Raw genomic sequence first — 14807 nt, 5'->3', positions numbered from 1 at the left:
GCTCCTTATTGTTCGAAGTATTTTTTCACAGCTGTGATGACTGTCTCTACCGCTTCATCGGTCATGCCGGGGAAGCAAGGTAGGGTCACCAGGTTTTTGCACGTGCTTTCGGTCACTTCCATGGAGCCGACAACATGGGGCTCGGTATAGGCTGCTTGCTGGTGGTCCGGAACCGGGTAATGAACGTCAGTGGTAACGCCTTGGGACTTCAGGAATTCACGCAGAGCATCACGATTCTGAATGCGCGCGACATACAAGTGTGCGGCGTATGACTCGTCGACCGATGGCAAAGCTTCGAAACCCAGGTCCGCAAAGGCGGCATTGTAGCGAAAAGCGATGTCGCGGCGCGCAGCGTTCCAGGCGTCCAGCAACGGCAGCTTGATCCGTAGAATCGCGGCTTGCATTTCATCCAGGCGACTGTTTTTGCCGCCGGCATGCCCAACGTGATACTTGGAGGACCAGCCGTACTGGCGCAGAGTCTTGAGGCGTGCGGCCAATTCCTCATTGTTGGTCACAACTGCACCACCATCACCCAGGGCGCCGAGGTTTTTGGTGGGGTAGAAACTGAAACAAGCCACATCACCAAAGCTTCCGGCCTGACGACCATCGCGCTGTGCGCCGTGAGATTGTGCGCAATCCTCAATCAATTTCACGCCGGCCGCATGGGCCAGAGCCAACAATTCTTTGATATCTGCCAACTGACCGTAAAGGTGAGTGACAATCACGCACTTGGGCTTGTGTTTGAGTGCCTCTGAAAGAGCCTCGACCGACATGGTCATGCTGGACGGGTCGATGTCGACATAGAGTGGCGTGGCGCCGATGGCATGAATGGCCGTGCTGCTGTAGAAGCCGGCGTTGGCCACGGTAACTACGCTATCACCACGCTCAACACCGACGCTGCGCAGGGCAATCTCAATTGCGTCTGTGCCGTTTGCCATGGTCACACAGTGCTCGACGCCTACATAGGCGGCGAACTCTGCTTCGAAACCAGTCACTTCTTCACCCAGAACATACCAGTGGCGGTCCAGAACCTTTTTAACCGCACCAAGGAAGTCCAGATTTTTATTCATTGCTACATCGGAAAAGAGGGGGATCATATCAATGCTCCTTGGTTATTCAATCCGGAATTGATCGCTGATGTTGCAGGTTTTTTGATGAAAACCTTTTTTAGGCGCATAGCTCTTTTTTCGACTAGATGCCAAGAGGCAATACCGCAAGTCAAGGCGATCGTACTGGCAACCAGGCAGTTTTGAATCCCTGAAAACTGTGGGAATGCCCAGGCGGTCAGCTGTTGTGCCGGCCAGCCGTAAAGATAGACGCCGTAAGAGTAATCTCCCCACTTATCCATCCATGCGAATTGTTTCAGAAAACTGACCGAACAGAAGAAAGTCACCAGCAGCAGTATGTAGCCATAGACAAATTTTTCAGTACCCAGCGTAATGCCGGCCAGAAATAGTGCGATCAGCAAAAAGTACGGACTGACGGGCACGCTGTCGCGGTTGATGTATAGAAACGAGCCTATATAGAACAACAGGCAGACATGCAACATCGTCGAACCGAATGCCGGCGGCAGAGATCCCTGGTTGTTCCAAATCACCACAATCAGAACGAAAAACAACGTATTGAACACGGCACGATTGCGCATCAAGCCGAAGAGGTAGAAAAACAGGACAACGACATATAGCCAGACTTCGATCACTACCGACCAGAGCGAACCGTTCACTGCGTGATTATGATTTTGAGTGAATACGCCCGGCAGGAAAAAAGCACCTTGGTAGGCAAATGCCAGGTTCTTAAAGTAAGACCAGACCTCGCCATTGGTGAGGTAGTCCGATACGGACAATGTGGTGACGATACTGCCCAGCACAAACGTCACTAGTATCAGATTGACCCAAAGTGCCGGAAAAATCCTCAGCACCCGGGAGATGACATAGCTCTTCACGCCGCTGTTCAGGATACTGGCCGTGACCAGAAAACCGCTGATCAGGAAAAAAAGGTCGACTGCAACTCCGCCAAAAAATGCGTAGCCTGTGGTGACCGCTACCCAGTCTGACGGGGCACCGGCAACAATCGCCGAAGTATGGCCGTAGATGACCGCTAGCGCAGCTACTAGCCGGATAAAGGTCAGATTATTGTTCTTTCCTGCGAATAAATCCGCCAACGTACGCATTATTTAGCCTCGGCGATCGAAATTTTTATGCAGTTTGCATTTGCGTCTGCTTCGCCTGTCACCACGACCTTTCCATGGGACATATTCGCCCCCAGCTGGAAGCCCGGATAGAGCGGAGAGTTCTTGTCGACAACGATATTCCAGACAGTATGCAGACCCATCACAGTGTCCAGATATTGGCCACTGTGCATGTACCACGGTGAGAAAGCACCGGCGCCGTAAACGCACACGGATGGTGCGGCATTGATGGCGGTCTTATTTTCATCAAGTTGTTTGAGCACCCGGGTATTGTCTGAAGCAATAACGTTGTACCAATTGGCAATGGCGGATCGACCTGGAGTGTCTACCACATACAACAGGATGGTGAGAGTCGCCAGCAACGCGCAGGTTACATAAGCGCTCATCGAGTTCGCGGAGTTGATCTTGAACAATTCTGTCAGTGCGACATAGACGCCGCCAATGATGAACGGCAGCCAGATCAACTCATAGTATGGGTTTACGTGGTTCGGCAGGACGGAATAAGGGGCGATCAGTGTCAACGCTGCCCCAACTATATAAAGTGTTTTCGGGATCTGCTTGTCACGTACCAGCACGTACAGCGCCACAATACCGGAAAAGACTATTGCCGCCGCAACGATGCGCCCGTGGCCAATCATGGTCGAATGTCCGGTGCCTGTCAGGTAACGCCACACCGTGGCTGCCACGCTGGTCACCGAGGTATCGATGAAGTATGGGGAGTGGACATCGTTTTCGCCCAGGAAGCTGGAAGCGGCCAGGAACTTCGCGCCTGCAACCATGAGCAGTGACGCTGCCAGGCCGATCAGGCCAACGACGATGCGTTTTTTGACCGGGTTGTTCGACCTGATCAGAACGTACGCGAAAGAAAACGCATAGAACAGAATAAAGTCTTCCTTGGCCAGTGTGGACAGCAACAGCAACACCACTGATGCATATAGCCAGACGTTACTGGTCTCGCGATCATCCTTGAACACGAAATATACGGCTGCGAGACCCAGGCAGCCCGACATCATGTGCGTCACCATACCTGTGTAACGAGCGTATTCGGCGACGATAGGACTGGATAGCGAAGCTACCGCAAACAACATCAGAGTTATCCAGTACTGGCGAGGTTGCAAGACCTGAACCAGGATCCTCCAGCACAGGAATACGTAGGTGGCGGTGAGGATCCTGACAGCCCAGCTCAGGTACTCAGGGCCCATGGAGGAAAATATGTAAATCGCCCAGGTCGAAAGCGGACGGTTCCACGACCAGGCCAAACCTCCTGAAGCCAGCGCATAGTTGGCGTAATCGTCGTGATGAGCAGGAATGGAGCTTGGTAGCAAGGCTGAGACAGAGTAGTACGCCATTAGATAGAAGATGGCACAAATTAATGCATATGAAAGGAGATTCACGTGCCTTGAAATAATCGTTTTTTGCATCGGGTTCATTGAGATGCTCATTTCTTTTCCATGTTTTTGTAAGTGTGTGGCGTACACGTGCCCCACTTGGCGTCATTTATTGCTTTGTTCTGCTCGAACAGAGCCTGATGATCAGCGCTTTTAAGCTTATTGAAGGACGTAGACAATTGATGGTGAATAAACACATCTTCCGCACACAGAACTCTTAGGCCTGACTGCTCTACACGGCGGCAATAGTCATCGTCTTCGAAGAATCCTCGACCGAAGGCCTCATCCAGCGGGCCGACCGATTCATACACTTTTCGCGTGAACATCACGCACAAGCCAACGAAAAGAGTGATGGCGAAGTCGGTTTTGCTTTCATCTGCCGATACACCCCAGCGTGCCTTGAAAACTACCGAAAAAAGACCATGACAAACCCAATGTCGAACCGCGATAACGGCCAGGCAAATCGCGTTTACTCAACTGCATTGTCAGCCGTTTGTTGCGCCAAAAGCTGTTTATCATTTCCACGGGGTTTGCTGAATAATTTCGCATCAGTAATGTGGCTCGACTTCTTGTACAGGTGGCCGATCGACGTTCAAGTATTGACAATGGCCCCTGTGAGCCCAGCGTCTCAACCGCGTCGCGCATGGTAGCGTATTGGACTGTGCCTTTTCACCTTGTAATCGCCGTTTTCCTAAGCGGTGGTGGTTGCAGGTGCGGCAGGTTCTTTCCAGGAGGGGCTTATCATTGCAAGTGAGTGGAACCGGGGGATACCGAGGCTTTTTGCCGTTTCTGGCAGGTACGGCCTTACGGAAAACAAACGGTCAAGAGAAGGTGTTGAATAAATGAAACAGTACGGGTGGATGAGAAGGGTTGGCTGAGCTTCTCACAGCAGTCGAAAAGACGATTATTCCCGCGTACGCCAGTTACGCGAAACCGTCAGCGGCTATACCCCCGACGGCGAGATTGTCGACTGGATCTATCAGCAGCGTCGCCTCGAACCCTGATTGTTTCACATGCTGTAACGGACACATTTTTGACACGCTCCAGACATCACCTAAGTTTTGAAGGCAGCTTCGGAAAAGCTGCTTTCTCAATCGATGTCATGGAGCGTCATTTATGCGTACTGGCTATTTCTACTCTCTCGTTTTTGCCCTGCTGACCAGCACTTCAATTGCCGTCGTAGCTGCACCTGCAGTCAAACAGGAAGCTGGAAATCCTCCTGTGGTGATGGAAGCTTCAGAGAAAGAGCAGTCCGGCAAAATCAACCTCAATGCGGCGGATGCAGCAACACTGCACCGCGAACTGTCCGGTGTGGGCGAAGCCAAGGCGAAAGCGATTGTTGCGTATCGTGAGGATAATGGACCCTTTGCTTCAATTGACGAACTGCTTGAGGTCAAGGGTATCGGCAAAGCCATTCTCGATAAAAACCGCGAGAAGCTTGAGGTGAACTAAACTTGTAAATCTACGCCAAGGGGCCGGTCATTGACCGGCCTTTTTACATTCTGGCAAATGGGAACACTCCGGGCGTTGACTGTTCCTGGCTCCGATCATTGAGACTGGCTCTCTGTCAGCATTATAAAATTATGACTATCATGTATTTGTAAAATTATGCCTATAATAAATTGACGTTCCGACACCGCGTCCTGAAACACAGGCGCTGGTTTTCTTTTTGCGTTTCTCAGGAGCACTGCAATGAATTCTGTTCAGTCCTCAGGTACGGCCCTCGTCACCGGTGCTTCGTCGGGTATCGGTGCGGTTTACGCCGAGCGTTTGGCGGCACGCGGTTTTGATCTGTTGCTGGTTGCCCGCGATCAGGATCGATTGGAGTCCGCAGCCAGCAAACTGCGCACCGAGCATGGTGTTCGGGTAGAGGTGTTTAAAGCGGACCTGACTCAAAAGGAGGACATACTCAAGCTCGAGCAGCGATTGCGCAGTGACTCGAGCATCAGCCTGCTACTCAATAATGCAGGTGTGGCGGCGGATGGTTTGCTGGCCAATGCCGATATGGACCAACTCGAGCGCTTGATTCAACTCAACATCACAGCAGTTACGCGGTTGGCGTCGGCGGCTGCGGCCAGCTTTACCAAGGCCGGGCGCGGCACGATCATCAATATCGCATCGGTGGTGGCGTTGTTTCCCGAACGTTTCAATGCGACGTACAGCGCCAGCAAGGCCTATGTATTGAGCTTGACTCAATCGTTGAGCACCGAGCTGAATGGCACTGGAGTGAAGATCCAGGCGGTGCTGCCCGGTGTGACACGAACCGAGATCTGGGAGCGTTCCGGTATCGATGCTTCACAAATTCCTGCGGATATGGTGATGGAGGCGGGTGAAATGGTCGATGCTGCGTTATCGGGTCTGGATCAGGGTGAACTGATCACCATTCCTTCGTTGCCTGATGCGGCAGATTGGGATGCGTTCGTGGCGGCACGTCATGTGATGGCGCCTAACCTTTCCAAAAGCAAGGCCGCAGCCCGTTATCGGTAAGTGCCATCAATCGGCTTGAGGTGTATTGGGTATGAATGATCGTCGAGTGGTTGTAACGGGCATGGGCCTGGTGTCGCCGTTGGGGAGCGGCGTCGAAGTGGTTTGGCAGCGGCTGCTGGCCGGTCGTTCCGGACTGCGCAATTTGCCGCACGAGGTGGTTGCCGATCTGCCGGCCACGGTCGGCGGTGCCGTGCCTGCGCTGGCGGATGATCCGCAGGCGGGGTTCGACCCGGACCGGGCAACCCCACCCAAGGAACAGAAGAAGATGGACCGCTTCATCCTGTTCGCCATGGAAGCGGCGCGTCAGGCACTGGAGCAAGCCGGATGGCAAGCGCTGGATGCCAATGCCCAGGAGCGCACGGCCACCATCATCGGTTCAGGTGTGGGGGGGTTCGGCGCGATCGCCGACGCGGTGCGCACCACTGACAGTCGTGGTCCGAGACGTTTGTCTCCATTCACAATCCCTTCGTTTCTGGTCAACCTCGCGGCAGGTCATGTGTCGATCCAGCATGGCTTCAAGGGGCCATTGGGCGCACCGGTCACGGCGTGCGCCGCCGGGGTTCAGGCGATTGGCGACGCGGCGCGGTTGATTCGTGCGGGTGAGGCGGATATCGCGGTGTGCGGCGGTGCGGAAGCGGCGATCGATCGGGTCAGCCTTGCCGGGTTTGCGGCTGCTCGCGCCTTGTCCAGCGCCTACAACGAAACGCCTGAGCGCGCTTCGCGACCTTTCGACAGTGGTCGCGATGGTTTTGTCATGGGAGAAGGGGCCGGGCTGCTGGTCATCGAGTCTCTGGACCATGCGCTGGCCCGGGGAGCCCAGCCCCTGGCGGAGCTGGTCGGCTACGGCACCAGCGCCGATGCCTTTCACCTGACCGCCGGCCCCGAAGACGGCAATGGTGCGCGGCGGGCGATGTCGTTGGCGTTGGCACAGGCCGGTGTTTCACCGGCCCAGGTTCAGCATCTGAATGCTCATGCAACTTCGACTCCGGTGGGAGATCTGGGTGAGCTGGCTGCGATCAAGGCGTTGTTCGGTGCACAGAACGGCATTGCCGTGACATCGACCAAGTCGGCGACCGGGCATTTGCTCGGTGCAGCGGGGGGAATCGAGGCGATCTTTACGTTGCTGGCGATCCGTGACCAGGTTGCACCGGCGACCCTCAATTTCGAGAACCCGGACCCTGCCACTGAAGGTGTCGACATCGTTCATGGCCAGGCGCGACCGATGGCCATCGAGTACGCGTTGTCCAACGGCTTCGGATTTGGCGGGGTCAATGCCAGTGTGCTGTTCAAGCGTTGGCAGGGTTAATCCTGCGAGTGCTTGAGGTGTTCGCGTGCGACGTCGAGAATCCGTTGGGCAAACTCGGCGTCGGCCACGCTGCGCGATAACAGCAAGGCGCCGACCAGCGTAGACATGATGACGATGCTGCGGTCGGCGGTGTGCTCTCCGTCAAGGGTGTGCTGGATCTGGTCGAGTCGCGCCTGGAGCACGACGTCGCTGGTCGGGCTCGGTTGACCACGCAGCCCCAGTTCCGAAGAAATGGTCAGCAGCGGGCAGCCTTCGTGGGGTGAGGTTTGATGCCATTCGGACAGGTAAGCGTCGATGAAGGCTTCGAGTGGCTGCTCCTCGGCGAAGATTTGCGCGCACAACTCATCGACTTGTGCGCCAGCCTCCTGCAAGGCTTTCTCTACCAGTTCGTCTTTGGACTTGAAGTGCGAGTAAAAGCCACCGTGAGTCAGGCCCAGTGCTTTCATCAGGGGCTGCAGCCCGGTCGCGCCGATACCGTCGCGTCGAAATCGCGCTGAAGCTTCCTTGATTATGCGTTGGTGGGTCTGGGCTTTATGGTCCTGCGAGTAACGCATCTGATATCTCCGCATCAATGCGCCATATTAACCAATGAAAATTGCATGGTGACTGTACTTCTACTTCTAAAAAACATGCAGATGCTTCGATATGAGTGCAAAGCGGCATGAATTCGGGAGTTTTCACGCAAAAACAAACCCCGCTGTTCAAGGCGGGGTTTTCGGTCAGCGGTCCTGGGCTTCCTTGGCGTCCATTTCCGCATTGCGTTCGGCGACGCGCTTGCGTTGCTCTTCGGTCAGTTCGACCTTGTTGGCGGTGTCGCGCAGCAACATCAGGCCACCAACGATCGAGCCGATGGCAACGACCAGAATCAACCAGGCATACCAGGGCATAGGACTCTCCTTGAAAAGCAGGCGGTCGGCGAGGGTTCGCCAACCGATCGTGCATACCGTTTTGAGTGATGGGGTTTCATCGCAGTTCCATCGCTATCACCCCCATTCTATGCCTGTTGTTCAAGGTTCACTCGAACGCTTTCACAGTCCGGTCAGCATCGCATCCGCCGGTGCGTCTGCGCGCAGTTGTGCGGTGAGCATGAAGTACACGAAACCTGCCGCCATGAAGCCCAGGAAGATCAGGCCGATCAAGGTGTTGAACCAGGCCATCGCCAGCAGGCACACCACGGCCAGCATCAGTGCAATGAACGGTATCAGCGGGTAGCAAGGGGCACGGAAGGTGCGTTCCAGGTTCGGCTCGGTTTTACGCAGTTTGAACAGGCTGAGCATGCTCATGATGTACATCACGATGGCGCCGAACACGGCCATGGTGATCATCGCGGCGGTCAGCGTCATGCCGCCGAGGTTGATCAAGCCGTCGCTGTAGATGGCAGCAATGCCGATGACACCGCCGGCGATGATCGCCCGGTGCGGTGTCTGAAAACGCGACAACTTGGCCAGGGACGCCGGCAGGTAGCCCGCGCGGGCCAGGGCGAAGAACTGCCGCGAGTAACCCAAGATGATCCCGTGGAAGCTCGCGACTAGTCCGAACAGCCCAATCCACACCAGCATGTGCAACCAACCCGAGCTTTCGCCGACCACGGCTTTCATCGCTTGCGGCAACGGGTCGTTGATGTTCGACAGGGTGCGCCAATCACCGACGCCACCGGCAAAGAACATCACGCCCATGGCCAGCAACACCAGCGTCAGGATGCCGCTGATGTAGGCCTTGGGAATCGTGCGTTTCGGGTCCTTGGCTTCTTCGGCTGCCATGGCCGCGCCTTCGATGGCGAGGAAGAACCAGATAGCAAAGGGGATCGCCGCAAACATCCCGGCAATCGCCGGAGCACCGAAGACATCGGAACCGGCCCAGCCATTGAGGGCGAAGTTGCTGAAACTGAATGCCGGGGCGACCACGCCCATGAACACCAGCAATTCGGCGACCGCCAACACGCAGACCACCAATTCGAAAGTGGCTGCCAGTTTCACGCCGAGGATGTTGAGGCCCATGAAGGCGATGTAGGCACCGACTGCCGCGTGTTTCGGGTCCAGGGCTGGAAACTGGACATTGAGGTAGGCACCGATGGCCAGGGCAATTGCCGGTGGGGCGAAGACGAATTCGATCAGTGTCGCCAGCCCGGCGATCAACCCGCCTTTCTCGCCAAAGGCGCGACGACTGTAGGCAAAGGGACCGCCGGCGTGGGGAATGGCGGTGGTCAGTTCGGTGAAACTGAAGATGAAGCAGGTGTACATGGTGGCGACCATGAAAGAGGTCACCAGAAAGCCCAAAGTCCCGGCCACGCCCCAGCCATAGCTCCAGCCGAAATACTCTCCGGAAATCACCAGCCCGACCGCAATGCCCCACAGGTGCAAGGTGCCCAGCGTGGGTTTGAGTTGTGTGTTCATGGGGTTGCTCCCTGAGTGGTTTGGAAAGCTCACGGGAGGCCAGTGCAGTGGGCGTGCCATTTTGTGATGTTGCGTCGTAAAGCGCTGAAAGCTGTCGTATCGGGGATGTTGGCGGCTGGATGTCTACATTTTTGTGCGCCAGTAGTGAGCGTTGTTGCCTGTAATGCCGCCTTCGCGAGCAGGCTCGCTCCCACAAAAGCAGCGTGTTCCCCTGTGGGAGCGAGCCTGCTCGCGATGGCAATCGTCCAGACACCGCTGTAACCCCAGCGTAAACCCACTCTTTACGCATTCTTTATGCCCCGCCCGCACCCTCGGTCTCGTTCCTTTACAGCCTCCTTTCCGACAATGACTCCACACGCGGCAATACGCCGTAACACGGAGAACTTCCATGAGCGTTCTGGACGGGGTGTCGCTGCTGCTGGCAGTGGGGCTGTTCATTTATCTGTTGGTTGCGCTGCTGCGCGCGGACCGGAACTAGGAGCGGCTATGCACAGTTATGACTATTGGCTGATCCTCGGCTTTTTTGCCCTGGTTTTGGTTCCGGCGCCGTTTCTCGGGCGCTTCTTCTACAGGGTGATGGAAGGGCAGCGCACCTGGCTGACACCGGTTCTCGGTCCGGTCGAACGCGGTTGTTATCGTCTGGCCGGTGTCGATCCGCAAGCCGAACAGAGTTGGCAGAAATACGCCCTGGCCCTGATTGCCTTCAACGTTGCGGGTTTCCTGCTGCTGTTTGCGATCCTGTTGTTCCAGGACCACCTGCCGCTGAATCCGCAGAATCTGCCGGGTCAGGAGTGGACGCTGGCGTTCAACACCGCCGTCAGCTTCATGACCAATACCAACTGGCAGGCCTACAGCGGCGAAGCTTCCCTGAGCTACCTGAGCCAGATGGTTGGCCTCACCGTGCAGAACTTCGTCAGCGCCGCCACCGGCCTGGCGGTACTGGTCGCGCTGTGTCGCGGCATCGGCCGCAAATCCACCCGGACCCTGGGCAACTTCTGGGTCGACATGACCCGCGCCACCCTCTACGGCCTGCTGCCGCTGTGCCTGCTGTTGGCGCTGTATCTGGTCTGGCAGGGCGTGCCGCAAACCTTCGCGCAGTATGTGAATACGGTGACGATGCAGGGCGTCGATCAGGTGATTCCGCTGGGGCCTGCTGCCAGTCAGATTGCGATCAAGCAATTGGGCACCAACGGTGGCGGTTTCTTCGGCGTGAACTCGACGCATCCGTTCGAGAACCCGACGGCCTGGAGCAACCTGTTCGAGATGGCCTCGATCATCCTGATCCCGGTCGCGCTGGTGTTCACCTTCGGTCATTACGTGAAGGACCTGCGTCAGAGCCGGGCGATCATCGCCTGCATGCTGGCGCTGTTTCTGATCGGCGGCGCCACCTCGCTGTGGGCTGAGTACCAGCCGAACCCGGCGTTGAACAATGTCGCCGTCGAACAGGCCGCGCCATTGGAAGGCAAGGAAGCGCGCTTCGGCACCACCGCCACCGTGCTGTGGTCGGTGACCACCACGGCCGCGTCCAACGGCTCGGTCAACGGTATGCACGACAGCCTCAACCCTCTGAGCGGCATGGTGGCGCTGGTCAACATGATGGTCGGCGAAGTGATCTTCGGTGGTGTCGGTGCCGGGCTCTACGGCATGTTGCTCAACGTGCTGATCGCGGTGTTCCTCGCCGGCCTGATGATCGGCCGCACCCCGGAATACCTCGGCAAGAAACTGCAAGCCAGGGAAGTGCAATTGCTGGTGGTGACCCTGATGGTCATGCCGATTGGCGTGCTGGTGCTCGGCGCGATTGCCGCCAGTCTGCCCGGCCCGGTCGCCGCCGTGAGCAACCCTGGCCCTCACGGATTCAGTCAGTTGCTTTACGCCTATACCTCGGCCAGCGCCAACAACGGTTCCGCCTTCGCTGGCTTCGGCGCCAACACCCCGTACCACAACCTGATGCTGGGCCTGGGCATGTTGATCGGTCGTTTCGGCTACATCCTCCCGGTCCTGGCCCTGGCCGGCAGCCTGGCGATGAAGAAAACCGCGCCGATCGGACAGAACAGCTTCCCGACCCACGGCCCACTATTTGTGACCTTGCTGACCGTGACCATTTTGCTGGTGGGCGGCCTGACCTTCCTGCCGACTTTGGCGTTGGGCCCAATCGCTGAACATCTGAGCATGGGCTTCTGAGGAATAGACAATGAATATGCCCGTAACCAAAACCGTTGCCGCCAAGGCGCCGGAGCAAACAAAAACCGCGATCTCGGCCCTGTGGCGCCCGGCGCTGGTGCAAGCCTTCGTCAAGCTCGACCCACGGCAGTTGCAGCGCGCGCCAGTAATGCTGGTGGTCGAACTGACGGCGATCCTGACCACCGTTTTGTGCTTCATTCCCGACACGGCGGTGCCGACTTTCGTCGCCGCGCAAATTGCTGTGTGGCTGTGGTTCACCGTACTGTTCGCCAACTTCGCCGAAGCCCTGGCCGAAGGTCGCGGCAAGGCCCGCGCCGACAGCCTCAAGGCCGGCAGCGAAGGCCTCAGCGCCCGGCGCAAGACCGGCAACGGCGGCTTTCAGGTGGTGCCCGCCGCCAACCTGCGCAAAGGCGATGTGGTGCGCGTCGAAGCGGGGGAGATGATCCCCGGTGACGGCGAGGTGATCGAAGGCATCGCGGCGGTCAACGAAGCGGCGATTACCGGCGAATCGGCGCCGGTGATTCGCGAGTCCGGCGGCGACCGCTCGGCCGTCACCGGCAACACCCGACTGGTGTCCGACTGGCTGCTGGTGAAAATCACCGCCAACCCCGGTGAGTCGACCCTGGACCGCATGATCGCTCTGGTCGAAGGCGCCAAGCGTCAGAAAACTCCGAACGAAGTGGCGCTCGATATCCTGCTGATCGGCCTGACCCTGATCTTCCTGCTGGTGGTCGTCACCCTGCAACCGTTCGCCCACTTCGCCAATGGCAGCCTGCCACTGGTGTTTTTGGTGGCGCTGTTGGTCACGCTGATTCCAACCACCATCGGTGGTTTGCTGTCGGCCATCGGGATCGCCGGGATGGATCGTCTGGTGCGCCTGAACGTGATCGCCAAGTCCGGTCGTGCGGTGGAAGCAGCGGGGGACGTGCACGTTCTGCTGCTGGACAAGACCGGTACCATCACCTTCGGTAACCGTCGTTGCTCGGCGGTGTATGCCGCGCCTGGCGTGACAGCCAGGGAGCTGGCCGAAGGCGCATTGCTGGCTTCGCTGGCAGATGACACCGCCGAAGGCAAGTCGATCGTCGAGTACCTGCGCGGCACCCATCCGCAACCGGAACCGTCCGCCGACGTGCTGACAGCCGTGCCCTTCAGTGCCGAAACCCGCTTGTCCGGTGTCGATTATCAAGGACGCGTGTACCGCAAGGGCGCGGTGGATTCGTTGCTGGCGTTCGTGGGTCTGAAACGCGCTGACCTGGCACCGGCCTTGTCCCGTGAAATCGACAAGATCGCCCAAAGCGGCGGCACCCCGCTACTGGTGTGTGCCGACGGCAAGTTGCTCGGTGCGATCCACCTCAAGGACGTGGTCAAGCCCGGTATCCGCGAGCGTTTCGCTGAGCTGCGCAAGCTGGGAATCCGCACTGTCATGGTCACCGGCGACAACCCGTTGACCGCTGCCGCCATCGCCGCTGAGGCGGGTGTGGACGATGTGCTGGCCGAAGCCACGCCGGAGAAAAAACTGGCGCGCATTCGTCACGAACAAAACGACGGTCGTCTGGTTGCCATGTGCGGCGACGGCGCCAACGACGCCCCGGCCCTGGCCCAGGCGGACGTGGGCATGGCGATGAACGACGGCACCCAAGCGGCACGTGAAGCGGCGAACATGGTCGACCTCGACAGCGACCCGACCAAGCTGCTGGACGTGGTGCAGATCGGCAAGGAGTTGCTGGTCACCCGCGGTGCGCTGACGACCTTTTCCATCGCCAACGACGTGGCCAAGTACTTCGCGATCCTGCCGGCGCTGTTCGCCGCGATCTATCCGCAACTGGGGGTGCTCAACGTGATGCACCTGAGCAGTCCGCAGAGCGCGATTCTCTCGGCGATCGTGTTCAACGCCCTGATCATTGTGGTGCTGATTCCGCTGGCGCTGCGCGGTGTGCGGGTTCACGCGGCGAGTGCGGCGGCGTTGTTGCGGCGCAATCTGCTGATCTACGGCCTGGGCGGGATCCTGGTGCCGTTCGTGGGCATCAAGGCCATCGACATGCTGTTGACGGCGTTGCATCTGGTTTGACCGCCCTCTGTAGGAGCGAGCTTGCTCGCGATGGGCGTTAACGATAACGCGCCATTTCTGATAAAGCGCGGCGCCTTCAGATCCATCGCGAGCAAGCTCGCTCCTACAGCTGTTTTTACGAATTAGAGGATTTTGAAATGTCCACATTGATACGCCCGGCCCTGAGCCTGCTGGTCCTGATGACGCTGATCACCGGCGTCGCCTATCCACTGGTGGTCACCGGTGTGGCCCAGGTCGCCTTCCCGGATCAGGCCAACGGCAGCCTGGTGCGGGATGCCGAGGGCAAGGTCCGCGGTTCCTCGCTGATCGCCCAGGATTTCGTCGGCGAGGCCTGGTTCCACCCGCGCCCTTCGGCCGGTGCCTTTGCCACCGTATCGAGCAGTGCCAGCAACCTGGCGCCGAGCAACCCTGCGTTGGCGACGCGAGTGAACGACGATGCCGGCAAACTGCTGGTGCCCGGTCAGGGGCCGGTGCCCTTGGCGCTGGTCACTACGTCCGGCAGCGGTCTCGATCCGCACTTGCCACCGGCGGCGATTGCCTATCAACTGGCGCGTGTCGCGACGGCGCGCAACTTGCCGGTAGCGACGCTGCAACAACTGCTGGACGCCCACATCGAACAGCCATTGGTAGGTCCGCCGGTGGTGAATGTGCTTGAGTTGAATCGGGCGCTGGAAAACCTGTAGATCGGCGGCGCTGCCATTCGCGAGCAGGCTCGCTCCCACAGGAATACGCATTCCAACTTGTGGGAGCGAGCCTGCTCGCGAAGGCGTCAGAACAGTCGCTATATCAATTCCAG

Annotated in this window: 13 protein-coding genes and 1 pseudogene; 8 read left to right on the top strand and 6 right to left on the bottom strand. The window is 58.0% G+C overall.

All coding sequences use genetic code 11. The features are described 5' to 3' along the window. Nucleotides 1–5: 5 nt before the first annotated feature. The 3 genes from ACM6J5_RS17005 to ACM6J5_RS16995 are packed head-to-tail and all read right to left on the bottom strand — an operon-like array spanning nucleotide 6 to nucleotide 3630. Nucleotides 6–1097 (bottom strand): DegT/DnrJ/EryC1/StrS family aminotransferase, encoded by a 1092-nt coding sequence (locus ACM6J5_RS17005; RefSeq protein ID WP_414929007.1) that lies wholly within the window; start codon nucleotides 1095–1097, stop codon nucleotides 6–8. Further along, nucleotides 1094–2170, bottom strand: a complete 1077-nt coding sequence (locus tag ACM6J5_RS17000; RefSeq protein WP_414929006.1) for an acyltransferase family protein — start codon at nucleotides 2168–2170, stop codon at nucleotides 1094–1096. The genes ACM6J5_RS17005 and ACM6J5_RS17000 overlap by 4 nt, the downstream gene beginning before the upstream one ends. Further along, nucleotides 2170–3630 carry a hypothetical protein gene (locus tag ACM6J5_RS16995; protein WP_414929005.1) on the bottom strand — a complete coding sequence of 487 codons (1461 nt, stop codon included), beginning with the start codon at nucleotides 3628–3630 and terminating at the stop codon, nucleotides 2170–2172. The genes ACM6J5_RS17000 and ACM6J5_RS16995 overlap by 1 nt, the downstream gene beginning before the upstream one ends. An 842-nt stretch (nucleotides 3631–4472) precedes the next feature. Here ACM6J5_RS16995 and ACM6J5_RS16990 point away from each other — a divergent pair. The 4 genes and pseudogenes from ACM6J5_RS16990 to fabF form a co-directional block, all read left to right on the top strand. Then, nucleotides 4473–4580: pseudogene (locus ACM6J5_RS16990) on the top strand (hypothetical protein); the annotation flags it as partial. Nucleotides 4581–4692: 112 nt separating this feature from the next. After that, a complete protein-coding gene (locus ACM6J5_RS16985; protein ID WP_095943941.1) occupies nucleotides 4693–5028 on the top strand; it encodes a ComEA family DNA-binding protein in 336 nt (111 codons plus the stop codon). A 240-nt stretch (nucleotides 5029–5268) separates the two neighbouring features. Then, nucleotides 5269–6063 carry an SDR family NAD(P)-dependent oxidoreductase gene (locus tag ACM6J5_RS16980; protein ID WP_095944975.1) on the top strand — a complete coding sequence of 265 codons (795 nt, stop codon included), beginning with the start codon at nucleotides 5269–5271 and terminating at the stop codon, nucleotides 6061–6063. A gap of 31 nt (nucleotides 6064–6094) precedes the next feature. Then, nucleotides 6095–7369, top strand: a complete 1275-nt coding sequence (fabF, locus tag ACM6J5_RS16975) for a beta-ketoacyl-ACP synthase II (RefSeq protein ID WP_095944974.1) — start codon at nucleotides 6095–6097, stop codon at nucleotides 7367–7369. On the opposite strand, the gene ACM6J5_RS16970 is transcribed toward fabF, so the two are convergent. From ACM6J5_RS16970 to eat, 3 genes are all read right to left on the bottom strand, one after another. Next, nucleotides 7366–7923 carry a TetR/AcrR family transcriptional regulator gene (locus ACM6J5_RS16970; RefSeq protein ID WP_095944973.1) on the bottom strand — a complete coding sequence of 186 codons (558 nt, stop codon included), beginning with the start codon at nucleotides 7921–7923 and terminating at the stop codon, nucleotides 7366–7368. The two genes, fabF and ACM6J5_RS16970, sit on opposite strands and share 4 nt — an antisense overlap. Before the next feature lie 165 nt (nucleotides 7924–8088). Next, nucleotides 8089–8256, bottom strand: coding sequence for a DUF2897 family protein (locus ACM6J5_RS16965; protein ID WP_007985427.1), 168 nt, complete (start codon nucleotides 8254–8256; stop codon nucleotides 8089–8091). A gap of 141 nt (nucleotides 8257–8397) precedes the next feature. Then, the gene (eat, locus tag ACM6J5_RS16960; RefSeq protein ID WP_414929004.1) at nucleotides 8398–9762 is read right to left on the bottom strand and encodes an ethanolamine permease; all 1365 of its coding nucleotides are present in this window, start codon (nucleotides 9760–9762) and stop codon (nucleotides 8398–8400) included. A gap of 388 nt (nucleotides 9763–10150) precedes the next feature. Between eat and kdpF the strand changes: the two genes are divergently transcribed. From kdpF to kdpC, 4 genes are all read left to right on the top strand, one after another. Continuing rightward, nucleotides 10151–10240: a K(+)-transporting ATPase subunit F gene (gene kdpF / locus ACM6J5_RS16955; protein ID WP_007899818.1), complete on the top strand. Its 90-nt coding sequence runs from the start codon at nucleotides 10151–10153 to the stop codon at nucleotides 10238–10240. A gap of 8 nt (nucleotides 10241–10248) precedes the next feature. Continuing rightward, complete coding sequence (gene kdpA / locus ACM6J5_RS16950) at nucleotides 10249–11943, top strand: potassium-transporting ATPase subunit KdpA (RefSeq protein WP_414929003.1); 1695 nt, start codon at nucleotides 10249–10251, stop codon at nucleotides 11941–11943. Between the two features lie 10 nt (nucleotides 11944–11953). Continuing rightward, on the top strand, nucleotides 11954–14011 hold the full coding sequence (gene kdpB / locus ACM6J5_RS16945; protein WP_414929002.1) for a potassium-transporting ATPase subunit KdpB: 2058 nt from the start codon (nucleotides 11954–11956) through the stop codon (nucleotides 14009–14011). Nucleotides 14012–14148: 137 nt separating this feature from the next. Continuing rightward, a complete protein-coding gene (kdpC, locus tag ACM6J5_RS16940; protein WP_414929001.1) occupies nucleotides 14149–14694 on the top strand; it encodes a potassium-transporting ATPase subunit KdpC in 546 nt (181 codons plus the stop codon). The last annotated feature ends 113 nt before the right edge of the window (nucleotides 14695–14807 follow it).

The organism is Pseudomonas sp. IT-P74 (assembly GCF_949768175.1).
GTDB lineage: Bacteria > Pseudomonadota > Gammaproteobacteria > Pseudomonadales > Pseudomonadaceae > Aquipseudomonas.
Note: the sequence above shows the minus strand (reverse complement) of the source record. Positions and strands in the feature narration are given on the sequence as shown.

Excerpts from the sequence above, each read along its gene's own strand:
- kdpC (WP_414929001.1), top strand. The coding sequence starts at position 14,149 with ATGTCCACATTGATACGCCCGGCCCTGAGCCTGCTGGTCCTGATGACG.
- kdpF (WP_007899818.1), top strand. The coding sequence starts at position 10,151 with ATGAGCGTTCTGGACGGGGTGTCGCTGCTGCTGGCAGTGGGGCTGTTC.
- ACM6J5_RS16995 (WP_414929005.1), bottom strand. The coding sequence starts at position 3,630 with ATGAGCATCTCAATGAACCCGATGCAAAAAACGATTATTTCAAGGCAC.
- ACM6J5_RS16965 (WP_007985427.1), bottom strand. The coding sequence starts at position 8,256 with ATGCCCTGGTATGCCTGGTTGATTCTGGTCGTTGCCATCGGCTCGATC.
- ACM6J5_RS17000 (WP_414929006.1), bottom strand. The coding sequence starts at position 2,170 with ATGCGTACGTTGGCGGATTTATTCGCAGGAAAGAACAATAATCTGACC.
- kdpA (WP_414929003.1), top strand. The coding sequence starts at position 10,249 with ATGCACAGTTATGACTATTGGCTGATCCTCGGCTTTTTTGCCCTGGTT.
- ACM6J5_RS16985 (WP_095943941.1), top strand. The coding sequence starts at position 4,693 with ATGCGTACTGGCTATTTCTACTCTCTCGTTTTTGCCCTGCTGACCAGC.
- ACM6J5_RS17005 (WP_414929007.1), bottom strand. The coding sequence starts at position 1,097 with ATGATCCCCCTCTTTTCCGATGTAGCAATGAATAAAAATCTGGACTTC.
- eat (WP_414929004.1), bottom strand. The coding sequence starts at position 9,762 with ATGAACACACAACTCAAACCCACGCTGGGCACCTTGCACCTGTGGGGC.
- ACM6J5_RS16970 (WP_095944973.1), bottom strand. The coding sequence starts at position 7,923 with ATGCGTTACTCGCAGGACCATAAAGCCCAGACCCACCAACGCATAATC.
- kdpB (WP_414929002.1), top strand. The coding sequence starts at position 11,954 with ATGAATATGCCCGTAACCAAAACCGTTGCCGCCAAGGCGCCGGAGCAA.
- fabF (WP_095944974.1), top strand. The coding sequence starts at position 6,095 with ATGAATGATCGTCGAGTGGTTGTAACGGGCATGGGCCTGGTGTCGCCG.
- ACM6J5_RS16980 (WP_095944975.1), top strand. The coding sequence starts at position 5,269 with ATGAATTCTGTTCAGTCCTCAGGTACGGCCCTCGTCACCGGTGCTTCG.